The sequence below is a fragment of the Mangrovivirga cuniculi genome, assembly GCF_005166025.1.
In the GTDB taxonomy this organism is placed as follows: domain Bacteria; phylum Bacteroidota; class Bacteroidia; order Cytophagales; family Cyclobacteriaceae; genus Mangrovivirga; species Mangrovivirga cuniculi.
The window spans coordinates 2,456,113-2,473,115 of the sequence record NZ_CP028923.1 but is presented as its reverse complement, the minus strand read 5'-3'; the positions used below and the strand labels follow the sequence as shown (position 1 = coordinate 2,473,115).

Sequence of the window (17,003 nt, the reverse complement as noted above, 5' to 3'; positions counted from 1 at the left end):
GTTAACTAAATATCTTAAATTAAAAAGCTCAATTGAATACATTCATAGCTTTCAGAAAACTTCCTAAGTTAACAGATTTCATAAATATATTAGTAATATTTATAAGATATACAATCATTTATTTCTTTAGAGATTAGACTTAAATATCTACATTAATTAAAATAACTCCGACTTTTAAATGTACTCCCTTGAAAATTATTAGCAATACCAAATAAAACAATTACCCCAAATATTAAAGCTACTATCCCCCACCCTGTTTCATCTTTCTTTTCAACAAATTCAAAATGCTTTCTAACCTCATTCTCTGATGGTGTTTGAACCCAATCTTGATTAGCTATATCTTCCACAAGACCTTTGGTATGGCTTTTAACAAATTCAGGGTCTGATTGGCACTCTAATCTATTTTCATAATAAAATTGAGATAAATCTATTCTTAAGGTTGGTATTTTTGATTTTCTAATTTTATCGACTTTTTGCTGTGTGATATCATTAGTAACAATAACCTCAATAGTTATTTTTAGTCCACTTTTAGTAATAACTGTAACATCAAATCTGATATCTTCATGACAATTATCCTCTATAGTCGTCATGAAAGGATTAATAGAAATATTTTGTTTACGCACTTTGAAATTCTTTGTGTTGAAGTCCTTTATAAGAATTATATTTTCTTTGGCTAGATACTCTTGAATATATAAATGAAGAAGAGTCATTGGCTTCCATTCATGCTCAAACCCAGATCTATGTTTAAAAAAATAATTTCCCTTCGGTGATCTAGACAAAACCAATAATCTATCAGGATCCTTGCAATTTTGACATGGACAGTAATACTTCACCTTATCTCTAGGGTTATTTTCACCCTCTGCATCTATAGGTGTTATTATTTTACCTTGTATGGGATCACCAATTTTTGCTACTGGATTTTTAAACATTTTCATAATTATATTTTGATTTTATTAATTTTAAATCAAAAATACAAAATAAAATTTTACATAAAATACATATACAACATATTATTTTTAATAGGCACTGATAAGCCATTGATTATTTTACGAATCGATAAAATATTTAAATTTTTCTTCTTTACAATATGATATGGGTTTCAGGACTCATTATTTCGGTAAGATTGAAAAAGTATTTAAATAAATATAGGATTAGTATTACTATTCTCGATCAGTAAACTTCACATCATCCGGATCGACCATTGTTAATTTCCCATTAGTCAACTCGATTAATACCCGTGGAGCAGAGTATTTTTCATCTGTTACATATACAAAACGGTGAAAGTAACCATTTTTCACACTCCCCTTTTTTGTTGTTATTTCTACTGGTCGTAATTTATCTTTCTTCAACTTCTCCATTTTAACTACAGAAAGTTAGTTAAAAATAGGAATCCGCACAAATAGTCTGTGTTCTAGTATAAAATACCAGTCTATTTTCGATCCGTGGATTTAAGTAAAATAATCGGACGACAAATAGCTTCTTATAGAAAGCAAAAGAAAATAAGTCAGGAAAAACTTGCTGACTTATCAGATCTGCATCCGGACTATATTGGTAAAATCGAACGCGGTGAAAGAAATCCATCTATCATTTCTATTCTTAATATCTTAGATGTACTGCAAGTACCCTATGGTGAATTCTTTAGTCAAATTGAAAAGTAAAATATCATTCCTTTATATTTCAAGATTTTTACTAAAAAAATTTTATCGTAATAAAACGATTTTACTCTGATTTTTTTTACACTTGACATCGTTACTATTTAATCCTTGTTACTATTTTTCTCTAATAATTTTCAGATTAACAAAATTCTTAATTCGAACGTTATTATTTTATCTAATGATTAATTTGTAACATGAAGGCGATAATCTACACACGAGTTTCTTCAAAAGACCAATCCACCAAAAGACAATTAAATGACATGAAGTCAATCCATGGATTTGAAGTTGTCAAAGTTTTTTCAGAAAAAATTTCAGCTTTTAGTAAATCTTCATTTCAAAGACCTGGACTTCAAAAAGCACTCACATTTGCCAATGCAAATAATATACAATGTATCATGATATCAGAAGTATCCAGACTCGGTAGAAATACAGTAGATGTATTAAGCCTAATTGAAGATTTAAAGCAGCAAGGAATAGCTATCTATATACATAATCTTGGAACTACAATTAATAAAGGTGACCATTCCGGAGATATATTTACAAAACTCATTGTAACAATTATGGCTGATTTAGCCAGGCTTGAAAGCGAACAATTAAGCTATAGAATAAAGTCAGGAATAAGATCAAGAAAAGCCAAAGGTTTGACAACCGGAAGAAAAGTTGGATCAAAAGAATCTCCTGAAAAATTTCTTTCAAAACACCAAGACATTGCTAAGTACCTTGCAAAAGGTTATTCCTCAAGGGAAATCCAGAAACTATGTAATTGTTCTCCGAATACAATTAAGAAAGTGAAAGATTTTTCAGGTTTATAATTAATCTTCATGAAATTTAGAGTAGCACCAATGAGGACAATCAACTTTAACATTTGCCAAACTATCAATAATAATCTTTCGTTGAAATCTAAGTAAATTTTGTGCCTTAAGTTCATTTTGCTCTAAGTGGTAATCATCAATCCAGGCTTTACAAGATGGACAACAAAATACAAAATGAAATTTACCTAATTTCCTATTATAATGCTTTTGTATTTTTGCCAATAAAAATCCATTCTCCTCACAAATAGATATAGCTTCATTATAAATGTCCTGCTCAAATCGATATCTTTTTTCCTCGTTCAAAACTTCGTTTAGTTGAACAGTTCGATTACATGCTGAAACAGTTTTTGATGATGCATAATGTTCTCCATCATAAAATGAATTATTAACCCAATATCTATAATACATTCTATTACATCGATAACAAGGCTGTTCATAAAAGTTATAATCTAGTCTAATGACCTTATCTTTAGTAGGAGAAATTGACTCAGAAAAGGTTAAACCCCCGTTTAATAGCATTTTAACAAAATCGTATAATAATATTTTATTATTCTCAAATTCTATATACATATTTTCATTATCATCGATTTCTACTTTAAAAGCAGGTATCTCTTTAGAACCTTGCCATAGATTGATATCAGAATCTGGATCAACTGGTAATCGTTTAAAAAACCAACAGCCTCTAACATTATCCTTTAAATATTTTTCTTGACGCTCTTGTGTTACAGATAAAGTTTGTCCTGACCATTGAATCTCGAATGCTATTTTAACATTCCTTTTCCATGCTAATACGTCCGCAACCCAACCATGCCCAATATACTCTGGGCTTGCATTCCATCCTGCATCGATACTTGCCTTTAGAAAAATTTCTTTGGCCATAAGATGTTCCCAGGATTCGGGTTTCCAGTTTAATGGTGCTTCACCTTTTTTATGAGCCAGATGCTTTAAACCACGAGAGCTTTTTCGCAAATAACCTTCTTTTCCTGTTGCAGCAATAATTAGGCTATCGTTACTAGCTTTTATTTCCTGTTTTAACCTATCCCATTCCTCGTCGGTTAAAAGAGGCGCTATTATCTCCGACCCTTTGTAAATCCCCTTAAATGGCATTGTCTTTATTTATTAAGAACTACCTTAAAGATTAATAAATATTTTGACAGAATGTGACACTAAAGATTAAGAAGTAATAAAGAAGGGAAGCAATGATCGAAAGCAATCAACTCACATAGAATAGAGTGCTTCCCTCCTAATGTTTTGGTTTATCTAATGCTATAATATACCTTAAACTAGTTTATGAGAAAACAATTAAATATATTCTTAATAATTTGAAAATTTATTGCTTTTGTTCAAGATTAAGATAATGAGAATTTTATTATCAATTAAGGAAATATTTGATTCAGATGTAAATTTTGATGTTAATAAGTTAAACTTATTTTTTGAAAAGGAATTAAGTTTTGAGTATCTCCTATTTATCTCTGACATCAGTAAAAGGTGCTTATTAGAAAGAAAACAAATTGATATTCTGAAATATTGGTTAGAGAAAACAGACCTTAATGACATAGAAAGGGATTCTATTATTTCAAACTTTTTTAAAAATAAAAGAGGAATAATATTTCAAAATATTACTAACAATAAGATATTATTAAAATTATTAAATAATAGAATTGATTTCGAGCCTAATAAGAAAATTGCAAAATCAGAATACACTATTTTTTTAAAAATTTATTTATTTATTAATCATCAAATAAATGAGAAGCACTATAAAATTTTTAAAAATAGAAATGGTGAAGATTCTAAAGGATTAATGAAATTAAAATTCACAGAAGTATTTTTACCAACCTTTCATGGTGAGCTGCAATATAAACCAAATATTGACCCAAGCTTACAATATTATAGATCAGAGATAATTTTGAATTTTCTAAAGGAGAAAATTCAAAATTTGTATAAGACGTTTTTAGAAAAAACAAATATGACTAGTGGTGAAGACTATAGAATTAATTTATCTAAAATATTGTTGCAATTAAAGGAAGAAGATAATTGTGTTTTGAGAGTTGGAGAAGAAAACATTGGAGAATTACGACTTATCCAAAATTTAACGTTAAATAATCTATTAGACTCAATTTCACCTATCAAATTAATTCATTTAAGAAATAAACCTATTTTAAATTTATTTGATAATAATTTTTTATTCATGTCTATATCCTATCTCACGGATAGAATTTATACTGGATTAAAATTTTTGTTAAAAGATATTGTAGAAGAAAAAACTATATTTTTTAATGATAAGAAAATTCCAAAAGGAACTGATTTTTTTTCCTTTTATGGTAGGGAAATTGCAGAACCTGGTTTATTTGAATATTTAATTGAGAAAAGCTTTAACAGTAAGTCAAATAAAATTCTCAGTGGAAGTTTATTCGAGAAGTATGATTTACTGCCACCTCCAGATTTTTATATTCGTGATAAAGGGAAAATTTTTTTATTTGAATTCAAGGATTCAATCATACCTGATAATATTAAGGGCAGTTATGAGTTTTCAGAAATTAAAGGTGAATTATTTAAAAAGTTGTTGAGGTCTAATTCTTCAAAAGATAAAGGAATAAAGCAATTGATTAATGTCATAAGTAATTTAAATCATAATGAATATAAGGATTTAGATGATATTGAAGGTGAAAATATTGTTATTTTTCCAATACTTGTATTTAGTGATTCATATCTAGATACGCCCTGTATTAATTATTTATTGAATCATGAATTTAAAAATATACTCGGAGAATATAATATTAATACTAAAATTAAGATAAGAGATTTAACACTAATTAATATCGATTTCTTTGTAAAATACTGTCTGAATTTAAGGGAAAAGTCCATCAAATTTAATTACCTAATTAATAGATATCACTTGGAAAACACAAACTGCTTTAAGCGGTATTACATAAATGAACTAGACAAGAATCTAAATCACCTAAAATCATTTCATGATTTCATTGAAGAAGATATGAAAATAACGCCTAAATTCTTTAACTAAAATGAAGGGAGTGTTAGCTCAACTCTGTCTGCTTCCCTCCTAATATTTCGATTGTTCCTATTTGCCCAAGTAAATAGTTGGAGGAATTTTGACTATTGAAATAAAGCTAATTTAAGAAGAAACTGGATAATACTTTTTTAATATATTGAGAATATCCAGCTTATCATCCAGATTAAGAGAATGAAAATTTTCAACAAATCGATTAAAATATTCATTATCTACATGGCAGATTCTATTTTCCTTAATATTTAGTAAATAATTAGGGGTACAATCTAAAGCATCCGCTAAATTGACAATAAACGATGCGGTAGGTTGAGAGGTTCCTTCTTCATATCTGCCTAATTGGGCATTAGAAATTTTAGCTTTCCTAGCTAGATCAGATTTAGTAAATCCCTTTGAAATACGTAAATATCTTATTTTTTCCCCTATTTCCATATGCTCAATTTAAACACAAACCTTTTTCACATTCGCAAAAATTAAAAATAATATTTCTTCAGAATCATTTTGATTGTTTTTGCACATGTGGTAAATTATATAATAGAAATATACTTAAATTTCATTAAATAATAAAAAAAGTTATCAATTATTTCTGATGTGAAAATATTGGATTTCATGAAAAATATACAATAAACCCTATTTACCCACTTTACCCTACTTAACAAGGGTTATTGAATTAATAATAAAAATTATCATTTCACATTAAGTGTAAAAAAATAATTAATGCAACTATGATTGAAATAATATCAAATAATAATATAATTCGTCATATCTATGAATTCTCCCTTAACTTCCGTATCAACACTTTCAAAGTTTTCGACGCATAGCATTGCTGAAATCCAGGGATTAATATCCACCTCCTACCTAGACAATTCTGGTTATTGGAAATTAGGTAGAGCACCAAACATACAAGATGAGCTTATCATTAAGCTCAATTCCATTCCAAAAGAATTTAACTCAACTGTTAATAAAATTTATAAATATGGGCAAATGTATATATGGGAGGCAACCTATGATTTACCTTCCATACAAATAATTCATCTATGTTTAAAACTAAAATTATATTGGGAAAATTTAGATCAACATATAATTCCTGATATAATTATAAAAAAGTATCATTCTGAAGAACAGTCCAGATTTATTTATAATAAACATTTACTTTTCAAGTATATTCTTGAATTAATTGATGAAAAATTATGCAACCAAAAAGATATTCATATTGCTTTAGATTATGTTGGGATCAATTATTATAAAAATTATTCTTCTTTCAACCGGGCTTTAAACCAATATAAAGAGCTAGGTTTAAATTATTTCTTCCACAAGAGTAAGAATCAAAAGAATCATTCTCTATCAAAAATAACTACCGAACATATAGCATTTATAGGAGACCGTTATGGGAAGTCTTATTCAATTACACAAATATCTGAGGAGTTAAAAAAATACTGTGAAATGAATAACCTTCCAATAGTCAATCGAACTACAGTAGGAAGGACAATCAAAAGTCAAAGAATAGATATAATCTATGCAGAACAAAGACGAGGAAAAGCTTATTTTAAAAGTCAAATCTCAGGTTATATTGAGAAAGAGAAACCGAAATTCAAGTTACAAGTAGTTGAAGCTGATGGATCACGCTTGCAATTAGCTTATCAAAAAGAAGATGAATCTAAATACAAAATAGGGTATTTAACTCTTTACATTTTATTGGATGTAGCATCAAATAAAGTAGTAGGCTATAGTATTGACAAAATTGAAAATAAAGAAATGGTATTAATTGCCTTCTTTATGATGTTTACCAAGTATAAGCGATTACCGGCATACTTACGAATCGATCGTAGTTCTGCTCACACAAGCTATAAATTTAAACGGTTTATTAAGCTGGCTGCTTCATTTGGAATGAAATATAAATATTGTATCGACCCTCAGGAAAAAAGCGCTGTTGAGAATTTTTATAGATGGTTTCCCGAACTAATATGCAAACAATTTTCTTGCTATACTAGATTAAGTATAGTAGCTAATAGTTGGGATTACAAACCAAATCCTGATGAAGTGGACAAAATTTTAACAGAACCAAAAAAGCTACCTAAAAAGCATGAATTAATACGTTCCATTCCATATTTGATTGAAGAATGGAATAATCGAAATAAAACTATAAATAAACACCAGTTTCCAAGTAAAACTTTTAGCGATCTAAATTATAAAGATGCAATTTTCCTTGAAGATCATCTACATGCCTTACTTACTTGGAGAATAAAAAGAAAAACCAGGTTTAGCAGAAATACGATTGCTTTTAAAGACAAGATTAATTCAGGAAACAGAATTTCATATCGAGTTAATGAGCCTGAGCTTATAATAGAAAAGCTACAAAACAATCCATATACAATAGCCTGGATAGAGACTAGCCCTAACTTTATTTATGTATTTGATGACAGAAATAACTTCATTTGTAAAGCTTATAAGAAGAATAAATATCTAGATGACCCAATTAATATATCCGATATCGAATATCAACAGGCGATAAAAGAAAGAGATAATAATAACTCAATTCTAAAAATGGCTAAAGCCAAGGTAGCAGAGCTTAATGAGAAAATTAATTACGACAAAAAATATTTCGCTCCATTCAATATAACAACTGGTTTTAACTCAAATAAGCATGTAATTGATGAAATAGAAACCGAATTTATAGAAGAACATATTATTCCTGATCGTATGGATATAAATGATCCGAAAGAAGAATACATGGATTTAAAAGAGTATGAAGATATAGATAACAATTTTATAAAGAGTTAATATGACAAATTTTAAATACAAAATCGCACCGATTTCTTCATTTTTACAAATACAAGAAGAGTTAAATCTAGCAGTAGAATATAAGAGATTCATTGTAATATTTGGCACAACTGGTTTTGGGAAATCAATACCATTATTGAATTATGCTAATGACAATGAATTGATATCATATTCAGCAATTAGACCAGCTGAAACTCCTAAACGCTTCTTCAGTAGATATAATGATATATTTGGAAATCAAAAAAGTGAAGCGGAATTTCAATACAAGGGTACGTTAGACTGGCTAATTCAATCCACTTCCTATGAATTAATTAATACAAAAGAATCAATTATGCTTATAATTGACGAAGCAGGTAACTTTAGTAAAATAGCACAAGCATATCTTAGGCAGGTTTATGACAACATAATGTCTCAATCGGCATTAGTGTTATCAGGCCCTGACAGATACCGTATGAATATGAAAAACTGGAATCGTGATCTTACATCTCCAGTCCCCGAACTCATTTCTCGAGTTCATAAGTTTATAGAAATTAAAAAGCCCACTTACGATGATATAAAATTAATTTGTCACTATAATGAAATAGATGATAAAAAAATCATCAAAGCTATTAGTAGTAAATTTGGAAATTTAAGACATGTAAAAGAATATATTTTGAGAACACATAGAGGAGATATGTCATGGGTAAATACATCTTTTTAGTAGAATGTCCAATCACTGGAGAAATAAAACATATTTATCAATCATATGAATTTGAAGTAGACCCAATAATAAAAAAGGATCCAGAATATTTACGATGGAATAAAACATTATCCTCAAAAAAGCTAAAACCAATATTTACGATAATTGATCGTGAAAGTGCCGGGCCTGATATTTACCTGGATAGCTATAGGTCAATATTTATATCTTGGGGTGTTGAATTATTTGAAAAAAAATATCTACATCAAAAGGACAAATCTCAAGTCCTTCTTCTAGAAAGACTAAAAGATTTACTTTTACATAAAAACGAAATCTTGGATTTAAAAAGTCCTTTTAATAACTCTAAACTCATTCTATTTTTAATTGCTGACCTGATGGAATACAAGGGTAAAAATAGGTTTCTGGATGAATTTATTTTGATCTATATTTTAACGTTTACTGCTGGAATAGGGTGTAATAACTGTATAGAACTAGACTTTCGTTTTCTTAAACAGATTATGAAGAGTGTGGATGAAGCTTACGATCCTTCCTTTTTCAGCCATTTCAGACAATATATAAACTATTTTATTGAAAAATACGAAATAAAGGATAATTTATTCGACCAAGTGTTTAAAAAATTAAAGATTGAAATTCCTAATCTAAATTACTCTTTGAAAAATATCTCTAAGATTTTTGGATATAATCTGGATGTTTCACTATTTGATTCTACTGATATATTCTTTGTTTTTGTGTTTAAATATCACTTATATACTAAAAAACCACACCCAAAAATATTAAACAATCATTTTTTCTATTTTGCAGATGGTATTAACAGAAATGGGAAAACATTTAATTTTAAATCCTGCAATGATAAAGATGCTATACTAATGTATTCGAAGTGATTGCAGTCTAATAGGTATAGTTATAAACCACTATCGGAAAATTTTAAAGAATAGATTCTGTAATGATAAAGAGACAATTATGATGTCTTCCAAATAATTTAACTACCTATAACATTATTCCTTCTGTACAAAACCATAAATATATAATGCCTGAAAAAATTGAATTATTAAAGGGGTCAATTGATAAAAGAAACAAAGGTTTGTGGGTGTCTTTGAATGAAGAATTTGAAATTAATCTTTATAAAAGTCCAGAGGATAATTATCTATTGAATTTTAAAGACAATTTAGTTTCACTTTACATTGATACAATAAATCCATCACCCGAAGCTTTTGTCCATGAGTTACTTCATCTTGAATTGAGAAGAAAGAGGATATTTATAAGCAAAGACCTTGTAAATACTATTTCCATAAATGAAAAGTTAGATTATCTATTTTCAAAGACCTTAGAAGAACATATTTGTAATTGTATTGAACATATTAAAATGTTTGATGTGTTTATAGATATGGGATATGAATCCAGTACCTTCTTGTCTGATTTCGCTGAACCTAAAATGACAAATGATGAAATTCTTAATTTAAGAATCGCTTATAAACAAAACAGAATAGTAGATAAGGATGCATTAAATTTTTATATAGGGAAATTCTTTTCAATGAAGGCATGTTCCAACCCTGAATTTAATTATGAAACTTATTATTACGAATTAAATAAGCTTGATTCAAAACTTTATTACATTTTAAATCACTTCTGGGTAGAATGGCTAAATTTTGATATTAATCAACCAGATCAGAGCTATCAATCAATAATAAATGATTTTACTACTGAGTTATTGAAATGGTTAGAGAATAATTTTGTAATCTAAAATCAATAATTACGAATAATAATGATAGACCTCATTTAAGTTTACAAATAAAAACACCTAATTTTATACATGAAAAAACCGAAGAAGATAAACTCCTTCCGTATTAAATTTTATAACTAAAAACCGCCACTCTATTTTAGGACGGGTCATACCCTAATATCCTTTGCCCAAACATACTAGCCAAACGCGTTTTGTTGAAAAAACAATGCGCCCGAGTAGTAGATTATTTTTTATTTAAAAATAAATTAAACTCACATCTAAATAACAAGAGCTAAAATTAAAATAGCCAATAATAAATCATTTTAATAAAATTTCATTAGTATTTAATTGACCCTTGTACTTACTTAAATGTCCCTTTCTTTTAGAATTAAATCTCCCGACTAGGAATACGCGACGATTATTCAATTTCTTTAATTCACTTGATTTATATGAAGATGATGAATTAAATTCTACCCAAATTGCATTTTTTCTATCATTTAGTAATGCTGAAATTTTATCCTTATATAGAGCCACATTCTCGTATTCAAAAACAAAAATACCTGAAGTCTTTAAATCGATACTATCATACCTTTTTGGTGAATCAATAATCAAGTTTAAACTAATCTTTTCATATTTATTATCTTCATTTATTTCAAAAGATGAAGAATCATTACTATTTACTGTACATGAAAACATGAAAATTACATAAAAACATTTAAATAAATTTTTCATAATTTTTAGTCTAAAATAAACTTATTAGTTCTTGTATCAATTTTCAAAGCCTTATATTCAATATTTACAGAAGTAGCATCTGAACTTAGGCTATTTCTATATTTAGGTAAAAACAGACTTTCATTTCTTCTTAAAGGCATAGAGATATTAAGATAGTAATTTGGAGATTCACGGCTCATAATTTTAGAATTCCCATAATTTACTCTCATTGTTTTTTCTCCTGCCTTCGCACGTAAATAATTTTCAAATTTCACAGCATTTAGTTCAGTAAGAGCATAACCCTTATATTTCGAAGTGAAATATCGATCATTTGTATGCTCCTTATCCCAAGCATGTAGTAATTCGTGACCTAAAGCATAATAACTCTTGTCAAACGAAACACCATCCGCATAACCTCCATTTTGAGAATATATAATATTATTTTCTTTATATTCAAACCTAGAGGCTTCCAAAATGCTTGTTCCCATTATATTATATTGGTTGTTGGATTGGACTAAATCGGATACCACTTCGCCCCCTTTGTCAGTGGAACTTACACTATTTAAATCTTTGACTGCATTTTTAATAAACTTACTATTTCCATCATACTCACCTTCTTTTGTGATTTTACCTTTTTCTCCAATTGTGTAATTATATGCTTTACCGTTCTCATATAAAACAGAATAAGCATGACCTTCACTATTACTAGTATGAATTATTATATAATCCCCATTTTTATCTTTAAAGTTAATTGGATTATTTGCAGTATAATTATATGGTGATAATAGTGAAAAAATATTTGAATATCTATCAATTCTATTAAACCTACCAATCTCAGCATCATACATCCTAGCCCCGTAATCCATCCAGTTAAGATCAAAGTCGTCTTGAAGTTCTTTGCCGTTGTAAAGAAACTTATTCTCCCTAAAACCCCTTCGTTGATATTCATTAAAGGTTAAACCGAACGGGTAGTAATCTTCACTTTGGATGATTTCGATTTTTTTATTTACTTCTATCCGCACATCATCAAAATATACTCTCCATGAAGTATTAGAACTTTCATAACTAGTGTAAATGTATAAATAACCAGTTTGATTAAATTCTAAAGGAGCAAATCTCATATCTTTTTGATTTGCATCCAATCCAATGAAACCACCTGTTATAAAGTTAAAATCTGTATCAAAATATAAATAGGTTAAATATGCACCGGGACCTGAAAAAGTTCCTTCCCCAATATATGGTGATGCTCCTTGAGAATTTAATGCTCCTTCTATTTGAGAAGATGATTCACCAATGCCAGTAGCAGCAGGATTAAACGCCGCTACTAATTCTGTTATAAGAATACTCTTGTCTAAGTTATTATCTCCATCTGGTAAATTTTCATGAAACCCTTGAGCAGAAATATTAACAATATCGCCAGGGTCAACAGTAATTGCTATTGTACTACCTATAGGATTATCAAAATTTAATTTCAATGCTTCTCCAATTTGCTCTACAGGTAATGGATCTAATTTGTTATCTATATATGTTTGTTGAGTGGTGGTATTACCCAAACCTGAAACTTCCCTGGTTTCTAGATTCCCAAACTGGCTTTCTTCTCGTTCAGTAACTCCACTCTCTGTTTCCATGGTGGCAAGATAAATATCAGTTTGATTAGTTTCTCCATAAGTCATCCGAACGTTCCCTAAGTGATCTTTATGGTGATACTGGTATTTGTAATCCAAGATATTTCCATTTTCATCTCTTCCAGGAACTACTCTACCTTCGGCATGGGTGATCTGTTGTAACTTGCCCTCTTCATAAATAAATCCCCCAATATATGTTGTGGTTTTAGTTGATGCACCACTTTCAAAAACTTCCTTTTTTAACTTTATACCGGCAGCATCATAGGTGTAAACAATCTTTTTGCTTCCTGTTGCATCAAACCAAACTTCCTCTGGCAAGTTGAGGTGGTTATAGGTTATTTTCGTAATGTCCTTGTTTCGGTCAGCGATCATGTTACCATTGGCATCGTAATCATAATCATTGTTGCTATTGTTCCCATCTTTAAAGCCTTCTTCTGTTCCGGCATCGGTTACTCCTTTTAGCTGGTTGCCGTTATCATAAGTATAGGTCATCAGGTCCATTCCTGTTCCCTGGCCATCCATTCGATCCAATTTTAAGATATTACCATTCAGATCATAGCTTATAACATCCAAATTGTAAGCCTTAGCTATATCATCAATATCAGAATCTGCTTTTTTGATCCGATTCATGGCATCATAAGTATAATCGTACGACATTTCAGAACCTTTTGTCGCAGAATTCCATTTCATCGCACTGATGTTTCCGTTGTATTGCAACAAGGATGGATCAATACCCGTACCAATAGATTCATTATAGCCAAGATTCATACCAAAGATGTCTGCCACCTCATACTGTGTATCACTGTTATTGCTATTAGTATTACCCAATGAAGCATCGTTTATTGAAGTTAACCAACCTCGTATATTATATCTAAAGTCAACCGACTGAAGATAAGTATTCTCTCCTTGTCGCTGATGCAGGTTCTTTTCGATGAGTTCTCCAAGTGAGTTGTATTCATTAGCTGCTAAGGTCACTGGTGTCTCATTATTTACCTGGTGTATCGTAGATAGCAATCGACCGGCATGATCATAATTATATGATTCATTAATAGTCAGGGTTTGTGTCCCATCATTATGAATCATTTTAGTTCTCAATACCTGTCCGATGAAATCATATTCTGTTGAAATAATATCATTACCCCCGAGGTGATTCTGTATTTGGGTTTGAATCACCCGGTATTTATCATCGTAATGATTAACAGTGTAATACCACTTAACTGGATCATTAATTGACCTGGTTTTTGTGGCAGTAATCTGACCTTTCACTCGGTCGAAACTTGAGGAATTTAATTCATCACTTTGGAAAGCATAAGTTGCTGCTCCAGGGAAATCATAATCATCGTAATAGGTTACAGTCAGGTAATCAGATTCATCACCGACTGTAGGAAATGAAATATTTGTATAGCCATGAACTGTAATTCCTTTGGATTCAGAAAAATTATCAGGGTTATTCAAATAATACTGATCGACTTCAGCCTGCATAGCAATCTGGTTAGTAGCATTGTTTAAATAGGTACCTGTTAATATGGGTCTATTCCAGTGATCATATTTTGTAAATAACCACTCATTGCTTTTTCTCTGTTCTGCATCCTGAGTTAAAACCAATCGATCCCTTGAATCATATACCATAAATATCCACCCTGATCCAGGAACTTTTTTTTCAATCATTCTTTGCAGACCATCATATTTATATTGAAAAACCCACTCATTTAATAGATTATTATCTAAAGGATTTCCATTTATTACTTGTTTTGTAGCTTCTGGGGGTATTACAAATCTTAAATTCCCAAAATCATCATATACATAGTATGTCTCTGCCCAATCAATACTATTATAGTTGTCTGGATCCCCTATTTCAGTATATTGAACTCTTTTTAAGATAGTATTTCCTATTGCATCTTTAAACTCAACTGTACTAAATCCATGCTCATCAATAATTACATTTTTATACAACTCACCAATTGAATAAATCCCATTGTTAACTATATTATCATTAGATATCGTAAAATTTATGACTCCATCAGCATTATTATTAGATAAATAACGATATTTTATACTATGATCAGTTTTATCATACACATCTGAAATTAAATTTGGTTGAAAATCAGCTCCTGGCAATCCGGTTTTTAATGGTCTGTTTAGAGGGCTAGATTCATATAATACATTAGTGTAAGGATCAGTATCAGTTTTAACACCATTATTGTATTCACCATGCAAGCTTGTTGAATAAAAATCAGCTTGATTAGAGTTTGCATTCATTTTAAAATTCCCGTCCGCTCCATCGATATAAGGAAGATAATTTTTAGCCTTTCTACCTAAATTATCATATTCTGTAATAGAAACAATATCCTGCTTGCCCGGAGAAATTTTCTTAGATACCTCTTGAATTGGCCTTCCTAAACCATCGAAATAAACTATACTCCTATTCTTATTATCAACATTTAAATTTGCAATCTCACTTTCTTCATAAATATTTGGGGTTTTTATAATGTCTGTAATAATCATATTTTGATTGGCACACAATTGATTATCTATAACTAATAATTCGGCACTTGATTGAGTGCCATAATTAACCGTAACTGAATATAAGCCAGTATTATTTGAAATAATTGATGGAGAAGAACCTAATTCCATTGATTCTTTTTTCCATGTATAAGAATCATAAGTAAAATTTAAGCTAAGGGTAACTGACTGCTCCACACCTACTCCACAATTAGTTTGTAGTATTTCTGGTTCTGGAGCAACTTCAGCAGTTATTACAGCTTTTTCGCTTAGGCAGGTCTTTAAAGATGCAACCTTAAAAGTTGTTGTATTGCTTATCGTACGATTTAATCTAGGACTTGTGGTTGTTTGAATAAACCCATCATTAGCATCATACCAATAATATCTTGATGCTCCTTCTATTGGATTCACTTCTAATGTAATATCACCTGTTCCAATCCTCTTAGCCGTTAAGGGTGATGGTACATCCAAATTTTCAGAAGTAACATTTATAAAACCCACATATTGAGCTTCGCTCCAATTATTAGGAGAGTTTTTATATCTAGCTCTTAAATAGACATCCTGACTTGTACTAATTTCCAAATTACTGGACTTATTACTTAAATCTTCACCGCTACTTGAAGTCTGCCAATACCATTCATAATCTTCATTTGGATCTAAATATGATCTGGTTATGGTTGTTTTACTACATTCTTCTAATATGGTAAAAGTTGCATTAGGTTTTGGTGGATTATTTCCAACAATTGTAACATATTTTACTCCTGTATAGAAACCGTTAAATGTTTGAGCATCAAAATTAACTCTTCCAGTCCCCTCTTCGTTCCATTTAATTGTGGCTGAAAAAGAAGATTCTGACATAATTGTCCCCATGAAAGCTCTCCAGTCATAAGAAGTCGCGCCCGAAACCGATGTTCCATAAACGTGTTGTTCACCCACATTAACATTATCTGGACCTGTTATGTTAGCATTATATTGGGCTAATATCGAAAGAGATGAAAAGCTTAGTAAAATGCTAAAAATGATTGATTTATTCATCGGTTGATTTAGTTAAAATTAAAAAGTCAAAAAATGAATCATGATTATCCCACTGGGGAATTAATTTAATCTTAGTCTTTGTTAAAAAGACAAGTTTATAATCTAAAATAATTTCGGATATTTCAATCTGAAGATTTTCGTCAGTATCTAAAGAATATCTACCCGTAATCTCATATTCTTCATTTTGAAAAGTCCATTCAGCAATTACTTTACCATTCGGTAAAAATTGATAAATCCTATTCCCGAGACTTTCCTGTGCTTTATTTTTAGTATCTTCATCTAATGAATCAATTCTTATTTTAGTTTCATTAGAATTAGCCTGATACATTGCTTCTATATCTGTTGCCCAAAATCCTTCTATTTTATTTTGACCAAAAAGAATATTTGGATTAAATAAAAAAATGGTGATAATTATTGTTATATATTTCATTAATGTTTGG

At 29.7% G+C, this 17,003-nt stretch carries 14 protein-coding genes; 7 read left to right on the top strand and 7 right to left on the bottom strand.

The features are described from left to right. Window positions 1-152: 152 nt before the first annotated feature. Together DCC35_RS10855 and DCC35_RS10850 are read right to left on the bottom strand one after the other, a co-directional pair. Window positions 153-935, bottom strand: coding sequence for a hypothetical protein (locus DCC35_RS10855; protein WP_137090812.1), 783 nt, complete (start codon window positions 933-935; stop codon window positions 153-155). 225 nt (window positions 936-1,160) lie between these two features. Beyond that, complete coding sequence (locus tag DCC35_RS10850) at window positions 1,161-1,358, bottom strand: hypothetical protein (protein WP_137090811.1); 198 nt, start codon at window positions 1,356-1,358, stop codon at window positions 1,161-1,163. A gap of 84 nt (window positions 1,359-1,442) precedes the next feature. Between DCC35_RS10850 and DCC35_RS10845 the strand changes: the two genes are divergently transcribed. Beyond that, window positions 1,443-1,658, top strand: coding sequence for a helix-turn-helix domain-containing protein (locus DCC35_RS10845; RefSeq protein WP_175402789.1), 216 nt, complete (start codon window positions 1,443-1,445; stop codon window positions 1,656-1,658). Window positions 1,659-1,849: 191 nt separating this feature from the next. After that, entirely contained in the window at window positions 1,850-2,467 is a 618-nt protein-coding gene (locus tag DCC35_RS10840) for a recombinase family protein (protein WP_137090809.1), read from the top strand. Here DCC35_RS10840 and DCC35_RS10835 read toward each other — a convergent pair whose 3' ends face one another. Next, window positions 2,468-3,574: a competence protein CoiA family protein gene (locus DCC35_RS10835; RefSeq protein ID WP_137090808.1), complete on the bottom strand. Its 1,107-nt coding sequence runs from the start codon at window positions 3,572-3,574 to the stop codon at window positions 2,468-2,470. 250 nt (window positions 3,575-3,824) lie between these two features. On the opposite strand from DCC35_RS10835, the gene DCC35_RS10830 reads away from it, so the two are divergent. Then, window positions 3,825-5,489 (top strand): hypothetical protein, encoded by a 1,665-nt coding sequence (locus DCC35_RS10830; RefSeq protein WP_137090807.1) that lies wholly within the window; start codon window positions 3,825-3,827, stop codon window positions 5,487-5,489. Between the two features lie 111 nt (window positions 5,490-5,600). Here DCC35_RS10830 and DCC35_RS10825 read toward each other — a convergent pair whose 3' ends face one another. Beyond that, window positions 5,601-5,924 (bottom strand): helix-turn-helix domain-containing protein, encoded by a 324-nt coding sequence (locus DCC35_RS10825; RefSeq protein WP_137090806.1) that lies wholly within the window; start codon window positions 5,922-5,924, stop codon window positions 5,601-5,603. Window positions 5,925-6,260: 336 nt separating this feature from the next. Between DCC35_RS10825 and DCC35_RS10820 the strand changes: the two genes are divergently transcribed. The 4 genes from DCC35_RS10820 (at window position 6,261) to DCC35_RS10805 (ending at window position 10,711) form a co-directional block, all read left to right on the top strand. After that, window positions 6,261-8,273 carry a DDE-type integrase/transposase/recombinase gene (locus DCC35_RS10820; RefSeq protein WP_137090805.1) on the top strand — a complete coding sequence of 671 codons (2,013 nt, stop codon included), beginning with the start codon at window positions 6,261-6,263 and terminating at the stop codon, window positions 8,271-8,273. Between the two features lies 1 nt (window position 8,274). Further along, entirely contained in the window at window positions 8,275-8,973 is a 699-nt protein-coding gene (locus DCC35_RS10815; RefSeq protein WP_137090804.1) for an AAA family ATPase, read from the top strand. Beyond that, window positions 8,952-9,851 carry a hypothetical protein gene (locus tag DCC35_RS10810; RefSeq protein ID WP_137090803.1) on the top strand — a complete coding sequence of 300 codons (900 nt, stop codon included), beginning with the start codon at window positions 8,952-8,954 and terminating at the stop codon, window positions 9,849-9,851. Before DCC35_RS10815 ends, DCC35_RS10810 begins: the two co-directional genes overlap by 22 nt. 146 nt (window positions 9,852-9,997) lie before the next feature. Next, window positions 9,998-10,711 carry a hypothetical protein gene (locus tag DCC35_RS10805; protein WP_137090802.1) on the top strand — a complete coding sequence of 238 codons (714 nt, stop codon included), beginning with the start codon at window positions 9,998-10,000 and terminating at the stop codon, window positions 10,709-10,711. A 297-nt stretch (window positions 10,712-11,008) separates the two neighbouring features. On the opposite strand, the gene DCC35_RS10800 is transcribed toward DCC35_RS10805, so the two are convergent. From DCC35_RS10800 to DCC35_RS10790, 3 genes are read right to left on the bottom strand one after another with little or no spacing between them, the layout of a single operon-like run. Then, complete coding sequence (locus DCC35_RS10800) at window positions 11,009-11,422, bottom strand: hypothetical protein (RefSeq protein ID WP_137090801.1); 414 nt, start codon at window positions 11,420-11,422, stop codon at window positions 11,009-11,011. Between the two features lie 5 nt (window positions 11,423-11,427). After that, the gene (locus DCC35_RS20900) at window positions 11,428-16,563 is read right to left on the bottom strand and encodes a DUF6443 domain-containing protein (RefSeq protein ID WP_137090800.1); all 5,136 of its coding nucleotides are present in this window, start codon (window positions 16,561-16,563) and stop codon (window positions 11,428-11,430) included. Next, window positions 16,556-16,993 carry a hypothetical protein gene (locus tag DCC35_RS10790; protein WP_137090799.1) on the bottom strand — a complete coding sequence of 146 codons (438 nt, stop codon included), beginning with the start codon at window positions 16,991-16,993 and terminating at the stop codon, window positions 16,556-16,558. The genes DCC35_RS20900 and DCC35_RS10790 overlap by 8 nt, the downstream gene beginning before the upstream one ends. Window positions 16,994-17,003: the final 10 nt, after the last annotated feature.